A 15,769-nucleotide genomic window follows, 5' to 3' on the forward strand; every position below is an offset into this window, starting at 1 on the left:
ATGATCGACACGACCCCGGCCGCTCACCAGTGTCCGGCCCGGCCCGGCGACCCGGTGTCGGAGGAGGTCGACAGCGCGATCGTCAGCATCGAGCGGCAGGTCCTCACCCTCTTCGCCTCCTCTCGTCGCGTCCTGCGCGAGCAGGCCGCAGAGATGGAGCTGCAGCCCGCCGGGTACCGGGTGCTCCTCGAGATCGTGCTCACCGGGAGCATCGGCGCCGGCGAGCTCGCGGAAGCACTCGGTCTCGACAGGGGCGCCCTCAGCCGACAGCTCGGCGCGCTCGAAGCGCTCGGACTCGTCACGCGAGAACGTGGCTCGGGTGATCGTCGCGCCGTCGTCATCCACCCCACTCCCGACGCCGTCCGGCGGGTTCAACGCATCCGCACGAGCGCGCGCACGGCATTCCGTGAACGGCTCGCGGCTTGGCCACGCGGTGACCTCGAGGAGCTCGCCAGGCTCCTCGCCAACCTCTCGTGACCCTGGACGGCCGGGGGAGCGGTGCGGGCGAGGTGACCAGCCCGACGGCGAGGGAACCCGACGGCTCCGGCCCCGCTCCGCTCGGTCTGCGCGAACGCAAGCGGGAGGAGACCCGTCGGCGCATCATCCGAGCAGCCCGAGCCGGATGCCTCGCGGTCGGGATGGAACACCTCACGATCGACATGATCGCGCGCGACGCCGACATCTCGCCCCGGTCGTTCTTCAACTACTTCTCGAACAAAGAAGCAGCGATCGCCGGAGTCGTACCGGGCACCGTGCAGACGTTGACCGCCGACGAGCTGGACCGGCTGCCCACCGATCTCGTGGACGCGGTCGTGACGATCGTCATCGCGGTCCTCGGCCGGCAGGTCGACAGCGAACACGGGGACCTGCGCCGCGAGGTGTTCGCCCGCTACCCACAGCTCCTCGACGAGTTACGTCCGATCTGGAAGGCCTCGGTGCAGAGCGCCACCATGTCGGTCGCCGAGCTCCTCCGGCAGCGGGGCGTCGCAGCGGACCGGTCCGGGATCGTCGCGCCCACACTCGTCGCGATGTGCGTCGCGGTCGTTCGTTCGATGCTCTCGACCGGTGCACTCGACAGTGTCGACGTACCCCGAGAGATCGGTGCGGTCGTGGATGCGCTCCGATCGACGGTCGACGTCATCAACGGCAACACCTGACGACGGTCAGCAGCCCCCGGTCGACGAGCCCGCCGGGATCCCGACACGCGAACGACCGTCGGCGCCCCGGATCAGCGCGATCGGAGGCGCACCAGAGGCTCCTTGACGCGTGCGCGAGCGAACGGTTAGCGTCTGGAACGATCTCCGCGTCGACGATGACCGGAGCGAGGGAGCCACCGTGAAGCGAAGCGCACGCAACCGAGCAGGGGCGATCGTGGCGGGTACCGCCACCGCCGCCGTCCTCGCCGTTCTGGGAGGAGCCCCGGCGGCATTGGCCGCTCCGGCCCCGGACCACTTCCCGCCGGGGGTCGCCAGCAAGCAGAACCCCGTGGACACGCAGCGCGCCGTCGAGACCTACCAGGCGTTGCAAGCGAACCTCTACGACCCGGCGCACAAGCTGTACGTGAGCAGCGACGCCCGCGAGCCGTACGGCTACCTCTGGGACTACGTCAACGGCTTCGCCGCGACCGATGCGGTGGCATCGCTGCCCGGCGTGGGAGCCCGTTACGCCCGGGACCTGCAGGCCCGAGACCAGGGGATCCAGGCCTACCACGACACGCACGAGACCAGCCCCACCGGTGCCGCCCAGCCGCCGGCCTACGCGTCCGGCGTGCTGCCCCCGCTCGGCCCCGACCAGCCCACCTACTACGACGACAACGCCTGGGTCGGCCTGGACTTCCTGCAGCAGTACGCCATCGACCACCAGAAGCGGAACCTGGCGCAGGCCGAGGGCGTCTTCAAGTTCGCGGTCAGCGGGTGGGACACCGACTCGACCGGTGCGTGCCCGGGTGGGGTCATGTGGGAGGACACCGCGGACTCCCCGCGCAACACGATCTCCAACGCCCCGAACGCCGAGGTGGGCCTCGAGATCTACCAGGCCACCCGTGACCCCTACTACCTGACGTGGGCGACCCGCATGTACAACTGGGCCCGCGGCTGCATGATGAACGCGAACGGGATGTACTACGACCACATCAGCCCGGACGGGAGCATCGACCAGACCCTGTGGAGCTACAACCAGGGCACGATGATCGGAGCGGGCACGCTGCTCTACGAGAGCACCGGGAACCGCACCTACCTGCACCAGGCCGAGCAGACCGCCGCCGCCTCGGTCAGCTACTACGGCACGAACGGGAACCTGTACCACCAGCCCGACGTGTTCAACGCGATCTTCTTCCGGAACCTGTTCGGGCTGGCCGCGATCAACCACGACCCGAGCTACGCGCGGATGGCGGCCGCCTACGCCGACACCGCCTGGGTGGAGGACCGCCAGTCGAACGGACTGTTCGACGACCCCGACGCCTCGGGTGGTGAGTCGCCCGTGAACCAGACGGCGCCGATGGTGGAGATCTACGCCCTGCTCGCGAAGAGCGCACCCGTCTACGCCGCGACCGGTTCGACCAACCCGTCCTCCGTGGCCGTGCAACCCGGCACGTCGGGCACGACCACGCTCAGCATCCAGTCGGTGGAGGGCCGCCCCCAGATCGTGCACTGGACAGCGAAGCCCCCGGCCGGACTGACCGTCCGCCCGGCATCCGGCACCCTCGTCGTCCGCGCGGGCGGCACCGCGAGCACGCCCGTCTCGATCACCGGAGGCACCACCGACGGCAACCAGCAGGTCACGTTCGCCTTCTCCAGCACGGCCGGTGCGGTCCCGTCGGTGACCACCTCCGTGCTCGTGGCCCGACCCGGCGACCTGGCTCCGTACTACGACAACACCGGCATCTCCGACGACAGCGCGCAGTCGACCGCCGACCTCGACGGGTACGGGTTCAGCTACTCGGCGCAGGCACTGGCAGCCAGCGGACTCACGCCTGGTGCGACCGTCACGAGTGACGGCATCCAGTACGACTGGGCGGGCACCCCCGGGCAGCCGGACAACATCGTCGCCGCCGGCCAAGTCCTCGCGGTCCCGGCCATGGCGGGAGCCACCGAGCTCGGCATCATCGGCTCGGCGACGAACGGTCCCTCGACCGGTCCGTTGACCCTCACCTACACCGACGGCACCACGCAGCAGGCCACACTCGGGTTCAGCGACTGGACCGCCAGCAGCCCGTCATTCGGCAACGGCACCGCCGCCTCCACGCAGTACCGCAACAGCACCGGCGGTTCGTCGCAGGGGCTCGGGACGCACCTCTACACAACGAAGATCGCACTGGAGGCCGGCAAGACGCTCGCGTCGGTGACGCTCCCGAGCCGCGCCGACCAGGGGCTGCTGCACGTGTTCGCGCTCGGGACGGACAAGGGGGCGCTGACGACGGCGGGCTGACGGGCGACCTCCTTCAACGAGAACGTCATCGGCAAACTGCTCCGGGACGCGGGACTCGCGTTCCACCCGCTCTTCATCGCCGAGCCGCACATCTTCGTCGCTCGGGGGAACCCGTTGGCGTCGCGAGGGCGCGCGACCCTCGACGACCTCGCCGACCTCCCCCGGCTCACGTTCGACCAGGGCGCGAAGAACTCCTTCTACCTGGCCGAGGAGATCCTCTCCACCCTGTCGAGCAAGCGGGAGATCCGCGTGTCCGACCGGCCACGATCTTCAACCTCATGACCGGGCTCGACGGGTACACGATCTCGACGGGCATCATCAGCGACGACCTCGACCCCGCGATCGTCGCCGTGCCCCTCGACGTCGACGAGCGCATCGAGATCAGGTGGATCACCCACGCCTCGATCCCCCTCACCGAGCAGGCACAGCGCTACCTGGCGGAGGTGCGGGCGGTGGTGAGCGGATTCGGGGTGGCCGTGCTGGGGTAGGCGACGAGCGCCTCCCGGCCCTGCCCTGACTCAGCTCGTGGTCAGCGCATCGAGGAGGTCGAAGGCCTCGTCGATGTGGACGGTCAGCGGGCGCTCCGGCCCGGTCAGCCACAGCGACGCAGCGCGATGGAACGTCGCCCACCCGACGACGCTCGCGAGACCTGCTTCCTCGTCGGACGTTCCGCGCGCCCGGAGCGCCTCGGCGAGGACCGACGCCACCGCGGCGCCCTTGGCGAGGTCGCGCTCGGCGAGCGCGGGTGTCGCGGCGATGACCCGGAGCCGCCGCGCGCCGCTGGCTTCGTTCGCCTCGAGGACGTGCGCCGAAGCCCGGAACGCCGTGTGGAGCGCTTGCATCGGGGTCGCCGTGTCGGGGGCGTTCCGCACGGCCTCGGCGAGCGACGCCGCAAGGGCGTCCTCACCGTCGAAGAGCACCTCGCGCTTGTCCGGGAAGTGCCGGAAGAAGGTCCGGTGGTTGACGCCAGCGCGGTCGGCGATCTGCGCCGTGGTCGTCGAGTCGTAACCGATCTCCGTGTACAGCTCGAGCGCCGCCTGCTGAAGCCGCTGCCGCGCTGCTGCTCCACTCCTCGGCATCCCCCAAGGCTACCCGCTTGCATCGGTTGCGCCAGTGAGTGGCACAACGTAGTGTCACTTCCTGGCACTACACGGTGCCTCGAGAGGAGCTGTCCATGCACGTCTTCATCACGGGAGGCACCGGGCAGACCGGACCCGCGATCGTCGCTGAGCTGGTTCGTGTCGGCCACCAGGTCACGGGCCTCGCACGTTCGGACGTGGCCGCGACCCGGCTGACCGGGCTCGGGGCGACACCGGTCCGCGGCACACTCGAGGACCTCGACGTCCTGCGCCAGGCAGCTTCGGCGGCCGACGGCGTCATCCACATGGCGTACGGCGGGGACTACGCCGAACCGGAGGCCATGATCCGCCGCGACGTCGACGCGATCACCGTGATGGGGGAAGCGCTCGTCGGTACCGGGAAGCCGCTCGTCGTCACGTCGGGCACGCTGGTCCTGCCCTTCGGGCAGCCCGCGACCGAGGCAACCGCTCCCGATCGCGCCGGGGCTGCAGCAGCCCGGCTCGCTGGTGAGGACGCCTGCCTCGCATTCGTCGACCGGGGCGTACGCGCGATCGTCATGCGGCTCGCCCCGACCGTCCACGGCCCAGGAGATCACGGCTTCGTGCCGATGCTGATCACCACGGCGCGCACGACCGGTGTGTCCGGGTACGTGGGCGACGGCTCGAACCGGTGGCCCGCCGTGCACCGCGCCGACGCGGCGGTGCTCTACCGGCTCGCCGTCGAGTCCGCACCGCCCGGGTCCGTCCTCCACGCCGTCGCGGAGACCGTCGCCTTCAGCGCCATCGCCGGAACGATCGGTGAGGGTCTCGGACTGCCGACCACCTCCATCAGCGCGGAGCGGGCCGGGACGCACTACGTCAGCCCCTTCATGGCCCTGCTCTACGGCGCCGACGCACCCGCGACGAGCACGCGCACCCGGGAGCTCCTCGGGTGGACGCCCACACGGGAGGGGTTGCTCGACGACATCCGGGACGGCGACTACCTGGACTGATCATCGTTCGTCCATCCACCGTTCGACCGGGGCTTGCGGAGGACCCGCCCATCGCGCGTCGGGCAACTCCCTCGGTGACCTGCCGGCTCCGCCTCCAGGATTCGAACCCGGACCCCACAGCTCCAAAGGCTGATGTGCTGCCGTTACACCAAGGCGGACCACGCTCGAAGGCGCCCCGACATCATCCCATGCAGCATCCGCCGCCCCGTGCGCCCGCCGACCAGCGCCCCGATCCGCCGGTCGGGAGGCCCGCCACCGCTGCCATGATGGACGGATGCCGCAGGAGGACGAGGTCGACCGCATCGTCGCGGCGTGGCATCGCGAGCGACCGGACCTCGACTTCGCACCGCTGCACGTGCTGTCGCGGGTGGGGCGGCTCGCCCGGCACCTCGACCGCGCGCGGCGGACGGCGTTCGCGGCCGGGGACATGGAGTCGTGGGAGTTCGACGTCCTGTCGGCGCTGCGCCGCGCGGGCGAGCCGTACGAGCTCAGCCCGAAGGCGCTGCTGCAACAGACCCTGGTGTCGAGCGGCACGATGACGAACCGCGTGGACCGCCTGGCGGACCGGGGGCTCGTCGAGCGGCGAACGGACCCGAGCGACGGCCGAGGCGTCCTCGTCACGCTGACGCCCGAGGGTCGGACGGCGGTCGACGCCGCGATCGCGGGACTGGTCGAGGCCGAGGCGGCGATCCTCGCGGACCTCTCCCCCGCCGACCGGACGCAGCTGGCGGGGCTGCTCCGCTCGCTGAGCATCAGCCTGGGCGACTGAATCATGCGCACGGTCCAGACGTTCCTGACCGAGACGGTCCCGCGGGTCGTCGAGCCGGTCCTCGACGCGATGCTCACGCCCGAGGAGCGCGAGTCGGTCCAGATCAGGATCGTCACCGCACTGCCGCGCAGGAACCCGTTCCGCCAGCGCTCCGACGGCACCTGGATCCGCATCGGCGCGGAGTTCGTCCCCGACGCGCTGGCCGAGCCCGAGGAGCGCGTTCCGCTCCGGCTCGACGCACCGCTCGGCGAGAACGAGCACCAGGTCGAAGTCAGGATGGCCGACGAGAGCGTCGCGATCTTCCTACAGGAGGACGAGCCCGACGACCGCTTCGCCTGGCGCTTCGCCAACGACGTGCAGGACTTCGTCGCCGAGAGCCGGTTCGCGTGGGGACAGCTCCGCCCGCTGCCGGACTGGGTGCACGACCCCTGGGCCTGACCCCGGCTGCGCGCCCCGACGACAACTGCGCGGTCGTCAGCGCGGCGCTTTTGTCGTCGGCACGCGCAGTCATGCCGCGCCGCGCCGCGCCCCGCCCGCCCGCCCGCCCGCCCCCTACGCCCCGAGCAGCTCCGCCACCTCGAGCCACCGCGTCTCGAGCTGCTCGAGCTCCGCATCGACCGCCGCGAGCTTCGCCTGCAGGTCCCCGAGCCCGGCGTAGTCCGCCTGGTCGTGGGCCGCGAACGCGTCGAGCACCTGCTGCCGGTCCTGCCCTGCGCGGGCGATGCGCCGGTCGAGCGAGGACATCTCCTTCTCGGCGGCCCGCCGGTCCGCACCGCTGACGGCCGGGAGGCCCGCCGCCGGGCCCGCACCGTCCCTCCCGGCCGACGCCGAACCGGCACCCGCCGAACCGGCACCAGCCGAACCGGCAACAGCGCCACCGGCACCCGCGGACCCGGCGCCGCCGCGCCCGCCCGCACCGGCCGCCGCGGCCACCCGTGCCGTCGCCGCGGACGCGTCCCGCGGCGCAGCCGACCCGGCCGCACGGAGCCGCATGTACTCCTCGACCCCACCGGGCAGGTGCCGGAAGCGGTGCCCGAGCACGGCGTACTGCTGGTCGGTGACCCGTTCGAGCAGGTACCGGTCGTGCGAGACGACGAGCAGGGTGCCGGGCCACGAGTCGAGCAGGTCCTCCATGGCGGCGAGCATGTCCGTGTCGAGGTCGTTCGTCGGCTCGTCGAGGATGAGCACGTTCGGCTCGTCGAGCAGGATGAGCATGAGCTGGAGGCGCCGCTTCTGCCCGCCGGACAGGTCCTTCACGGGGGTCGACAGCTGGGCCGACGAGAACCCGAGACGCTCGAGCAGCTGCGACGGCGTCATCTCCTTGCCGTCGGCGACGTACGTGGTCTTCTTGCGGCCGACGACCTCGCGCACGCGGTCCTCGGCGTACTGCTGCAGGTCGGCGAGCTGCTGGTCGAGCATCGCGATCTGCACGGTCTTGCCGGTCTTGACCTTGCCGCTCGTGGGCTGGATCTTCTGGGACACCAGCCCGAGCAGCGTCGACTTGCCCGCACCGTTCGGGCCGAGGATCCCGGTCCGCTCCCCCGGTGCGATGCGCCACTCGACGTGCTCGAGCACCGGTTCGTCGCTGTCGGGCCACTGCACGCCGGCGTCGAGCACGTCGACGACGTCCTTGCCGAGCCGCGCGGTCGCCATCTGCGACAGGGCGACCGTGTCGCGCACGGGCGGGACGTCGGCGATGAGCTCGTTCGCTGCGTCGATGCGGAACTTCGGCTTGCTCGTGCGGGCCGGCGCGCCGCGGCGCAGCCACGCGAGCTCCTTCCGCATGAGGTTCTGTCGGCGGGACTCGGTCGCGGCGGCCATCCGGTCCCGCTCCACCCGTTGCAGCACGTACGCGGCGTACCCGCCCTCGAACGGCTCGACGATGCCGTCGTGGACCTCCCACGTCGTCGTCGAGACCTCGTCGAGGAACCACCGGTCGTGCGTGACGACCACGAGCCCGCCCTGGTTCGCCGCCCACCGCTTGCGGCAGTGCTCGGCCAGCCATGCGATGCCCTCGACGTCGAGGTGGTTCGTCGGCTCGTCCAGGAACAGCACGTCCCAGTCCCCGACCAGGAGGCGCGCCAACGCCACCCGACGCCGCTGGCCGCCCGACAGGTCGTCGACCAGGCCGTCCCAGTCGACGTCCGCCACGAGTCCGCTGATCACGTCGCGGATGCGCGCGTCCCCGGCCCACTCGTGCTCGGCGAGGTCACCGACCACGACGTGGCCGACGGTCTCGCCCGCGGGCAGGTCGTCGCGCTGGTCGAGGAACCCGACGGTCACGCCGCGACGCTGGGTCACCCGGCCGCCGTCGGGCTCGATCCGCTGTGCGAGCAGGCTCATGAGCGTCGACTTGCCGTCGCCGTTGCGTCCGACGACGCCGATCCGGTCGCCCTCGTCGATGCCGAGCGAGACGCTGTCGAAGACGACGCGCGTCGGGTACTCGAGGTGCAGGTTCTCAGCGCCAAGCAGATGTGCCACCCCTTGAGGGTAGGCGGACCGGGCCGTGCGCGCGGTCGCGGCCCCGCTCCTCCCGTTCGTGCACGTCCCGAGCGCGCGTCCCGTGCGCGTCCCGACGTGCGCGCCCCCGACTGCGCGCCCCCGAGTGCGCGTCCCGACGACAAGTGCGCGCGTGGGCGCGCGCGCACTTGTCGTCGGCGTGCGCCGTTCCGTACGGTGGTGCGCCCGGGAGGCGCGGGTCGCCCGCCGACGCGGGTCAGGCCCGGTAGGCGCCTGCGGCGATGTCCTCGAGCAGCGTCGGTCCCGTCGGCGTCCAGCCGAGGACCTCTTGCGTCCGGCTGCTCTCGGCGGACAGGTCCATGCCGAAGAACATCCCGATGAAGCCGAAGTGCTCCTGGGCCGCGGCCGGGTCGACGGAGGCGACGGGCAGACCCTCGAACGTACCGATCGCCTCGGCGATGGCACGGGTGGGCACACCCTCCTCGGCGACGACGTGCACGATCAGGCCCGGCGTGGCCTGCTCGAGCGCGAGGCGGACCGCGCGGGCGGCGTCCTGCACGTGCACGGCCGCCCAGCGCTGCTCGCCGTCTCCGACGTACGCCGCGGTCCCGGCACGACGATCGGCGTCCGCGATCAGCGCGATGAAGCCGTGGTCGCGGTCGCCGTGCACCGTGGGCGCGAACCGCAGGCTCACGGGGACGACGCCGCGGTCCGCGAACTCGAGCGCGAGGTTCTCGGTACCGCCGCGGGGCGCATCGGGGCCGTGCGAGGGGTTCGGGTCCGCCTCGGTCACGGCGCGGCCGGGGGTCAGTCCGGCGACACCGGCGGCGACGAGGAACGGCTTGCCCGTGCCGACCAGGGCGTCCCCGATCGTCTGCACCGCCGCGCGCTCAGCCCGGTTCGTCTCGGCCTGGTTCGTCCAGTCGTGCTTGTTCGCGAGGTGGACCACGGCGTCCGCGGCCTCACTCCCGGCGCGGATGACGTCGAGCGTGTCGAGGTCACCGCGGAGGACCTCCGCCCCCTTGGCCTCGATGGACGCGGCCGAGGCGTCCGAGCGCGCCAGCCCGATGACCTGGTGTCCGTGGGCGAGCAGTTCGTCGACGACCGCCGACCCGATCCAGCCCGATGCTCCCGTGATGAAGACGCGCATGTGTGCGACCTCCTCCTGGTCGCGTCGTCCGCGACCGTTGATGTCAGTGTGTGACGTCACGGTAGCACTCGATGTCAGCCCCTGTCATCAGTATGATCGAGGGATGGCGCGATGGGCACCGGGGACGCCGGATCGACTCCGGGCGGCGGCGCTCGACCTCTTCGTCCGCCAGGGCCTCGAGGACACGACGGTCGCGCAGATCGCCGCAGCCGTGGGCGTCACGGAGCGGACCTTCTTCCGGCACTTCGCCGACAAGCGCGAGGTCCTGTTCTCCGGTCAGGAGCACTTCCGGAGCGCGTTCACCGAGGGCGTCGCCCAGGCTCCCGCCGGGGCCAGCGCGATCGATGCCGTGCGCACGGGCGTGGTGGCCGGCTGTGCGTGGTTCGACGACGAGCGCCGCGCGTACTCGCAGCAGCGACAGACCGTGATCCTGGCGAACCCGGGCCTCCAGGAGCGCGAGCTCCTCAAGATGACGGCGCTCGCGGCGGCCCTCCGCGACGTCCTGGACGCACGAGGCGTCGAGGAACCAGCAGCCTCGCTCGCCGCGGAGACCGGCACGAGTGTGTTCCGCCTGGCGTTCCAGCAGTGGATCGCCGAGGGCGAGACCCGCTCGATGCCCGAGATCGCTCGGACGCTGTTCGCGGAGCTGGACGCCCTGTACGGAGCGCCCGCGGCTCGGGCTCGCCCTCGGGGCTGACGCACCAACGACGCATCCGATGGGGCGGTGGACGCGGAACGGGGGCGATGGCGGCGGGCTGGGCCGGGGGTGTGTCCGGCGGCGGGGCTACAGCGACGCCACCCACTCGTCCGTGCCGTCGGCGAACCGTTGGTGCTTCCAGATGGGCACCTCGTCCTTGACGATGTCGACGAGCGCCGAGCACGCCGCGAACGCCTCGGACCGGTGCGGCGAGGCCACAACCGCGGCGAGCGCGACGTCCCCGACGACGAGGTCCCCGACCCGGTGCAGGACCCCGATCCGGACCCCGGGATGCTCGGCCGCGATCACCCCCGCGACGCGGGCGATGACCTCGGCCGCGGTGGGGTGCGCCTCGTACCCGAGTGCGTCCACGCCCTTGCCGCCGTCGTGGTCGCGCACGACCCCGGCGAACGTCACGACGGCGCCGTCCGCATCGGTGGCGACCACGGCCTCCAGCTCGGCGATGGTGATGGATCGGGTCACGACATCGGCGACCACGACGGCCGGGAGGCCCGGGGCCGCGTGCGCCCCGCCGCGCTCGTCGCTCACGACGCACCTCCGGCACCGCGGGGCGCGTGTCCCTCGCCGGCGACCTGGTCGAGCAGGTGGTCGAGCACGCCGTCGATGACGTCGAGGCCGTCGCGGACACCCCCGCGCGACCCGGGCAACGTGACGACGAAGGTCCCGCCCGCGGCGAGGCCGGCCACACCGCGGGTGAGCAGGGCGCGGGTCGATGCCTGGGCCCCGCGCCGACGGAGCTCCTCGATGATCCCGGGGATCTCGAGGTCGATGAACGGCGCGACGGCCTCGGGCGTGCGGTCGGTCGGGGTGACACCGGTGCCACCCGTGAGCACGACGATCCTGGCGCCGCCGGCGAGTTCGGCCGCGACGATGTCGGCGATCGGGCCGCCGTCGGCCACGATGACAGCGCTCTCGACACTGAACCCGCGCTGCCGCATCCAGTCGCAGATCACGGGGCCGGTGGTGTCGAGGGACTCGTCCGCGGCAGCCTGGGTGGACACGACGACGACGGCACCGCGGCCGCGACCGGCGGACGACGTCCCGGACCCGGCTCCCGCCGCAGCCCCGGTCCCGAACTCGGCCCCGGCGGCGTTCGCCGGCGTCGGTGCCCCGGTCGCCGGCACGTCCCCGCTCACGACGCGCTCCAGTCGCCCGAGCGGCCGCCGTGCTTCTCGAGCACCCGGACGTCCGTGACGACGGCGCTGCGGTCGACGGCCTTGACCATGTCGTAGACGGTCAGGGCCCCGACGCTCGCGCCGGTGAGGGCCTCCATCTCGACGCCGGTGCGGGCGGTGGTCCGGACGGCGACGGTGACGACGACCCGGTCGTCCTGCCCCGTGACCTCGACCTCGACGCCGCTGATCGGCAGCGGGTGGCAGAGCGGGATGAGGTCGCTCGTGCGCTTGACGGCCATGATCGCCGCGATGCGGGCGGTGCCGACGACCTCGCCCTTCGGGAGCGTGCCGTCGAGGATGCGGGCGACGACGTCCGGTCGGGTGACGAGCGTCGCCGTGGCCGTGGCGGACCGTGTCGTGACGTCCTTCCCGGAGACATCGACCATGTGCGCCGAGCCGTCGGGGCGGACGTGGGAGAGCGCGTCGGTCATCGGATCCTCCAGGTGGTCAGGACGTCGCCCGGCGACACGGTGTCCGTGCCGACGGGGACGTGCACGAGGTGCGTCGCCTCGGCGAGGTGCGCGAGCAGGTGGGAGCTCGGTCCGCCGACGAAGCGGATCGTGCCGTCCTCCACCCTGCCCCGTCGGATCTGGTGTTTCCCGGACGGTGACGTAGCGGCCTCCCCGGCGGGGAACGACTCGGCCGGACGGTCGGGCAGGCCGGCGTGGCGGGCGAACACGGGGCGCAGGAACACCTCGAACGACACGAGGGCCGACACGGGGTTGCCGGGGAACGCGACGACGGGGACCGCCCGGTCGCCGAAGGGCACGGAGCCGAACGCCTGCGGCCCGCCGGGCTGCATGGCGACCCCGGTCACGGTGAGACCGGCGGGCTCCAGGGCCTCGCGCACGACCTCGAACGCACCCATGCTGATCCCGCCCGTGGTGACGACGAGGTCGGCCCAGTCGGCGACGGCCGCGGTCACAGCGCCCCGGAACCGGTCGACGTCGTCGGGCACCCGGACCGCTCGGGTCTCCGCGCCCACCTCGGCGAGCGCGGCGCGGAGCGCCGCACCGTTCGCGTCGCCGATGGTCGCGCCCGCCACGCCCCCGCGGTCGGCACCGGCACCGCCGGCACCATCGGGCGGTGCGACCTCCGAGCCCGTCGACACGACGAGGACGCGTGGTCGCCGGACGAGCGTCACCCGCTCGACCCCTGCGGCGGCGAGCAGACCGAGCAGGGCGGGCGTGCACGCCGCCCCGGCGGTCGCGAGCACCCCGCCGACCGGGAGGTCCGACCCCCGTCGCCGCACGAACGTCCCGACCGCGGGCGGCTCGGCGATGGTCACGGTCGGCAGGTCGAGCGCGGCGGGGAACCGGCCGGGCGGGACCGCCTCGACCGGCACGACGACGTCGGCACCCGCGGGGACGGCCGCCCCGGTCATGATCGGCGCGGCCGTGCCGGGCGCGAGCGGCGGCGGAGAGGCGCCGGCGGCGATCGGGGCCACCACGCGGAGCGGGACGCCGGCGTCGGCGGCGCGGAGCGCGAACCCGTCCATCTGACTGTTGTCGAACGGCGGCAGGTCGATCGGGGCGGTGACGCCGACGGCGAGGACGCGAGCGGCGTGCCCGGCGAGGGGCTCCGCGGCGAGGTCGTCGACGAGCCGGTCCTCCCGGCCGCCCGGTGCCACGGCGAGTGCCGCGAGCACGGGGACGACGAGGTCCGCGATCGCGAGCCGGTGGTCCTCGATGGTGCGCATCGTGCTCCTCGTCGTCCGGATCGTCCGGGCTGCTGGAGACATGCCTAACGTCAGCCGAACGTCTGCCGATAGCGTAACCGGGACCACGCTCTGCCCCCGGAAGGACGCCACCACGTGGACAGCTCCACCCCGCTCGACGATCCCCACGCCGACTCTGCAAGCACACCGACCGACGCCGTGCCCATCGGCGTGATCGGCGGGTCCGGCCTGTACTCGCTGTTCGCCGAGGGCACGGCGACCGAGATCGAGGTCGACACCCCCTACGGGCGCCCCTCGAGTCCGATCACCGTCGGCACCATGGCGGGGCGCCGGGTCGCGTTCCTCACCCGGCACGGGCGGGAGCACTCGGTGCCACCGCACCGGATCGAGTACCGGGCGAACGTCTGGGCGCTGCGGTCCCTCGGCGTGCGCGCGATCGTGTCGAGCTCGGCCGTGGGCGGCCTGCACCCCGAGTACCCGCCGGGGACCTTCGTCGTGACGGACCAGGTCATCGACCGGACGTGGGGGCGGCAGGACACGTTCTTCGACGAGGGCGGCGTCCAGCACCTGTCGTTCGCCGACCCGTTCGACCCCGTGCTGCGGCGCATCGCGGTGCGGGCGCTGACCGATCTCGGTGTGCCGTTGCAGCCGACCGGCACCTGTGTCGTCATCCAGGGCCCGCGGTTCTCGACCCGCGCCGAGTCCGTCTGGATGCGCGAGGCGGGCGGTCACACCATCAACATGACGATGTCACCCGAGGTGCAGCTCGCCGCCGAGCTCGGCATCGGGACCGTGAACCTGTCGTTCGTGACGGACGCCGACGCCGGGCTCGCGCCGGCCGAGGACGTACCGGCCGCCGGCGCAGGGACCGACGGGGCGCCGGCGGACGCAGCGCAGGCGGACGACACCGGCGCCGTGACGCACCACCTCGTCATGGAGCGCCTCGCGGCGGCGAACGCGGTCATCGTCCGCGCGATCGAGGCGATCGTCGGCGCGGTGCCCGACGACCACACCCCGCGCGAACTCGTCCCGGTCCAGGCGTCCGCGTCGGTCATGGCGCGGGCGGTCCGGGCATGACGGACGGCACCCCGGCCTCCCGGCCGCACGGCGAGCACCTGCTCGTGACCGGCGGCGCGGGCTTCATCGGGTCGGAGATCGTGCGGCGTGCCGTCGCCGCGGGCTCCGCGGTGCGCGTGCTCGACTCGTTCCGCCCGGACGTCCACGGCGATCCGACGGGCCTGGTCGAGGAGCTCGACGCGCTCGGGGTCGAGGTCGTCCGCGGGGACGTGCGCGACGCCGACGTGGTGGACGCCGCACTCGTGGGCATCGACGTCGTGTGCCACCAGGCCGCCAAGGTGGGGCTCGGCGTGGACTTCCAGGACGCCCCGGACTACGTGTCGAGCAACGACGTCGGGACGGCGTCCGTCCTCGCCGCGATGGACCGCGCGGGCGTCGACCGGTTCGTCGTCGCGAGCTCGATGGTCGTCTACGGCGAGGGTGCCTACCGGACCTCCTCGGGGGACCCGGCGCGCCCGCCCGCACGCCGCCGCGAGGACCTCGACGCCGGCCGCTTCGAGCCCGTCGGGCCGGACGGGCACCCGCTCGTGCCGGAGCTCATCGACGAGTCGGCCGCCCTCGACCCCCGGAACGTGTACGCGCAGACGAAGGCGGCGCAGGAGCACCTGGCGTCGTCGTGGGCCCGTGCGACCGGCGGCCGGGCGATCGCCCTGCGGTACCACAACGTCTACGGCCCGGGCATGCCCGCGAACACGCCCTACGCCGGCGTCGCATCGCTCTTCCGGTCCGCGATCGCCCGGGGCGAGGCACCCCGTGTGTTCGAGGACGGCGGCCAGCGCCGCGACTTCGTGCACGTCGCCGACGTCGCGGACGCGAACATCGCCGCCATCGCCGCCACGCGCACCGCGTCGCCGGACAGTTTCGCGGCCTACAACGTGGGCTCCGGCCACGTCCACACGATCGGCGACATGGCCGCCGCGATCGCCGGTCCGGACGGGCCCCAGCCGGTCGTCACCGGGGAGTACCGGCTCGGCGACGTCCGGCACGTCACGGCGTCGTCGGCCCGCATCGCGCGGGAACTCGGCTGGTCGGCGCAGGTCGAGTTCGTCGCCGGGATGCGCGAGTTCGCCTCGGCGCCACTCCGGGCCGCGGTTCCGAGGGACACCACCCCGGGCACGACGGACGCCGCGACGGTGTCGACGGACGCCGCCGCGGTTCCGACGGACGCCGCCGCGGGCACGAGCGAGGACGATCAGGGCGGCTCGGAGGAGCCTCCCATCGATCTCCCGGCCCGCACCGAATGAC

The 15,769-nt window shown here is 72.8% G+C and carries 16 protein-coding genes, 1 tRNA gene and 1 pseudogene; 10 read left to right on the forward strand and 8 right to left on the reverse strand.

Annotated elements, in window-relative coordinates:
• The 4 genes and pseudogenes from DEI93_RS12965 to DEI93_RS12980 form a co-directional block, all read left to right on the forward strand.
• Positions 1-477 carry a MarR family winged helix-turn-helix transcriptional regulator gene (locus DEI93_RS12965; RefSeq protein ID WP_111120271.1) on the forward strand — a complete coding sequence of 159 codons (477 nt, stop codon included), beginning with the start codon at positions 1-3 and terminating at the stop codon, positions 475-477.
• Positions 474-1,157 (forward strand): TetR/AcrR family transcriptional regulator, encoded by a 684-nt coding sequence (locus DEI93_RS12970; protein ID WP_111026371.1) that lies wholly within the window; start codon positions 474-476, stop codon positions 1,155-1,157. Before DEI93_RS12965 ends, DEI93_RS12970 begins: the two co-directional genes overlap by 4 nt.
• A 178-nt stretch (positions 1,158-1,335) precedes the next feature.
• Positions 1,336-3,426 (forward strand): glycoside hydrolase family 76 protein, encoded by a 2,091-nt coding sequence (locus DEI93_RS12975; protein WP_181436098.1) that lies wholly within the window; start codon positions 1,336-1,338, stop codon positions 3,424-3,426.
• A gap of 12 nt (positions 3,427-3,438) precedes the next feature.
• Positions 3,439-3,914, forward strand: a pseudogene (locus DEI93_RS12980) (LysR substrate-binding domain-containing protein); the annotation flags it as partial.
• Positions 3,915-3,944: 30 nt separating this feature from the next.
• Here the strand turns inward: DEI93_RS12980 and DEI93_RS12985 are convergent.
• Positions 3,945-4,505 carry a TetR/AcrR family transcriptional regulator gene (locus DEI93_RS12985; RefSeq protein WP_111120273.1) on the reverse strand — a complete coding sequence of 187 codons (561 nt, stop codon included), beginning with the start codon at positions 4,503-4,505 and terminating at the stop codon, positions 3,945-3,947.
• A 95-nt stretch (positions 4,506-4,600) separates the two neighbouring features.
• Here DEI93_RS12985 and DEI93_RS12990 point away from each other — a divergent pair, with 95 nt between their 5' ends.
• Positions 4,601-5,497, forward strand: coding sequence for an SDR family oxidoreductase (locus DEI93_RS12990; protein WP_111120274.1), 897 nt, complete (start codon positions 4,601-4,603; stop codon positions 5,495-5,497).
• Between the two features lie 86 nt (positions 5,498-5,583).
• Here DEI93_RS12990 and DEI93_RS12995 read toward each other — a convergent pair.
• Positions 5,584-5,655, reverse strand: a tRNA-Gln gene (locus DEI93_RS12995).
• 116 nt (positions 5,656-5,771) lie between these two features.
• On the opposite strand from DEI93_RS12995, the gene DEI93_RS13000 reads away from it, so the two are divergent.
• Both DEI93_RS13000 and DEI93_RS13005 read left to right on the forward strand, forming a co-directional pair.
• Positions 5,772-6,266: a MarR family winged helix-turn-helix transcriptional regulator gene (locus tag DEI93_RS13000; protein ID WP_111010929.1), complete on the forward strand. Its 495-nt coding sequence runs from the start codon at positions 5,772-5,774 to the stop codon at positions 6,264-6,266.
• A gap of 3 nt (positions 6,267-6,269) precedes the next feature.
• The gene (locus DEI93_RS13005; RefSeq protein ID WP_111120275.1) at positions 6,270-6,704 is read left to right on the forward strand and encodes a hypothetical protein; all 435 of its coding nucleotides are present in this window, start codon (positions 6,270-6,272) and stop codon (positions 6,702-6,704) included.
• Positions 6,705-6,818: 114 nt separating this feature from the next.
• Here the strand turns inward: DEI93_RS13005 and DEI93_RS13010 are convergent, their stop codons facing one another.
• Complete coding sequence (locus tag DEI93_RS13010; RefSeq protein WP_284158439.1) at positions 6,819-8,747, reverse strand: ABC-F family ATP-binding cassette domain-containing protein; 1,929 nt, start codon at positions 8,745-8,747, stop codon at positions 6,819-6,821.
• A 235-nt stretch (positions 8,748-8,982) separates the two neighbouring features.
• Positions 8,983-9,936, reverse strand: a complete 954-nt coding sequence (locus DEI93_RS13015; protein WP_258372369.1) for an SDR family oxidoreductase — start codon at positions 9,934-9,936, stop codon at positions 8,983-8,985.
• 43 nt (positions 9,937-9,979) lie between these two features.
• Here DEI93_RS13015 and DEI93_RS13020 point away from each other — a divergent pair, with 43 nt between their 5' ends.
• Entirely contained in the window at positions 9,980-10,573 is a 594-nt protein-coding gene (locus DEI93_RS13020) for a TetR/AcrR family transcriptional regulator (protein WP_111026365.1), read from the forward strand.
• 87 nt (positions 10,574-10,660) lie between these two features.
• On the opposite strand, the gene DEI93_RS13025 is transcribed toward DEI93_RS13020, so the two are convergent.
• The 4 genes from DEI93_RS13025 to DEI93_RS13040 are packed head-to-tail and all read right to left on the reverse strand — an operon-like array spanning position 10,661 to position 13,468.
• Positions 10,661-11,122 carry a molybdopterin synthase catalytic subunit gene (locus DEI93_RS13025; RefSeq protein ID WP_111120316.1) on the reverse strand — a complete coding sequence of 154 codons (462 nt, stop codon included), beginning with the start codon at positions 11,120-11,122 and terminating at the stop codon, positions 10,661-10,663.
• Positions 11,119-11,730, reverse strand: a complete 612-nt coding sequence (locus DEI93_RS13030; RefSeq protein WP_258372309.1) for a MogA/MoaB family molybdenum cofactor biosynthesis protein — start codon at positions 11,728-11,730, stop codon at positions 11,119-11,121. Before DEI93_RS13030 ends, DEI93_RS13025 begins: the two co-directional genes overlap by 4 nt.
• Positions 11,727-12,200, reverse strand: coding sequence for a cyclic pyranopterin monophosphate synthase MoaC (moaC, locus tag DEI93_RS13035; RefSeq protein WP_111010923.1), 474 nt, complete (start codon positions 12,198-12,200; stop codon positions 11,727-11,729). Before moaC ends, DEI93_RS13030 begins: the two co-directional genes overlap by 4 nt.
• On the reverse strand, positions 12,197-13,468 hold the full coding sequence (locus DEI93_RS13040; RefSeq protein ID WP_111120317.1) for a molybdopterin molybdotransferase MoeA: 1,272 nt from the start codon (positions 13,466-13,468) through the stop codon (positions 12,197-12,199). The genes moaC and DEI93_RS13040 overlap by 4 nt, the downstream gene beginning before the upstream one ends.
• A gap of 114 nt (positions 13,469-13,582) precedes the next feature.
• Here DEI93_RS13040 and DEI93_RS13045 point away from each other — a divergent pair, with 114 nt between their 5' ends.
• Together DEI93_RS13045 and DEI93_RS13050 are read left to right on the forward strand one after the other, a co-directional pair.
• The gene (locus tag DEI93_RS13045; RefSeq protein WP_111120318.1) at positions 13,583-14,524 is read left to right on the forward strand and encodes an MTAP family purine nucleoside phosphorylase; all 942 of its coding nucleotides are present in this window, start codon (positions 13,583-13,585) and stop codon (positions 14,522-14,524) included.
• Positions 14,521-15,768: an NAD-dependent epimerase/dehydratase family protein gene (locus DEI93_RS13050; RefSeq protein ID WP_111120319.1), complete on the forward strand. Its 1,248-nt coding sequence runs from the start codon at positions 14,521-14,523 to the stop codon at positions 15,766-15,768. The genes DEI93_RS13045 and DEI93_RS13050 overlap by 4 nt, the downstream gene beginning before the upstream one ends.
• Position 15,769 lies beyond the last annotated feature (1 nt).

This window comes from Curtobacterium sp. MCBD17_035 (genome assembly GCF_003234815.2).
Classification (GTDB): Bacteria; Actinomycetota; Actinomycetes; order Actinomycetales; family Microbacteriaceae; genus Curtobacterium.

Coding starts and splice junctions, on each gene's coding strand:
- DEI93_RS13000 (WP_111010929.1), top strand. CDS start 5,772: ATGCCGCAGGAGGACGAGGTCGACCGCATCGTCGCGGCGTGGCATCGC.
- DEI93_RS12990 (WP_111120274.1), top strand. CDS start 4,601: ATGCACGTCTTCATCACGGGAGGCACCGGGCAGACCGGACCCGCGATC.
- DEI93_RS12985 (WP_111120273.1), bottom strand. CDS start 4,505: ATGCCGAGGAGTGGAGCAGCAGCGCGGCAGCGGCTTCAGCAGGCGGCG.
- DEI93_RS13005 (WP_111120275.1), top strand. CDS start 6,270: ATGCGCACGGTCCAGACGTTCCTGACCGAGACGGTCCCGCGGGTCGTC.
- moaC (WP_111010923.1), bottom strand. CDS start 12,200: ATGACCGACGCGCTCTCCCACGTCCGCCCCGACGGCTCGGCGCACATG.
- DEI93_RS12965 (WP_111120271.1), top strand. CDS start 1: ATGATCGACACGACCCCGGCCGCTCACCAGTGTCCGGCCCGGCCCGGC.
- DEI93_RS13020 (WP_111026365.1), top strand. CDS start 9,980: ATGGCGCGATGGGCACCGGGGACGCCGGATCGACTCCGGGCGGCGGCG.
- DEI93_RS13050 (WP_111120319.1), top strand. CDS start 14,521: ATGACGGACGGCACCCCGGCCTCCCGGCCGCACGGCGAGCACCTGCTC.
- DEI93_RS13040 (WP_111120317.1), bottom strand. CDS start 13,468: ATGCGCACCATCGAGGACCACCGGCTCGCGATCGCGGACCTCGTCGTC.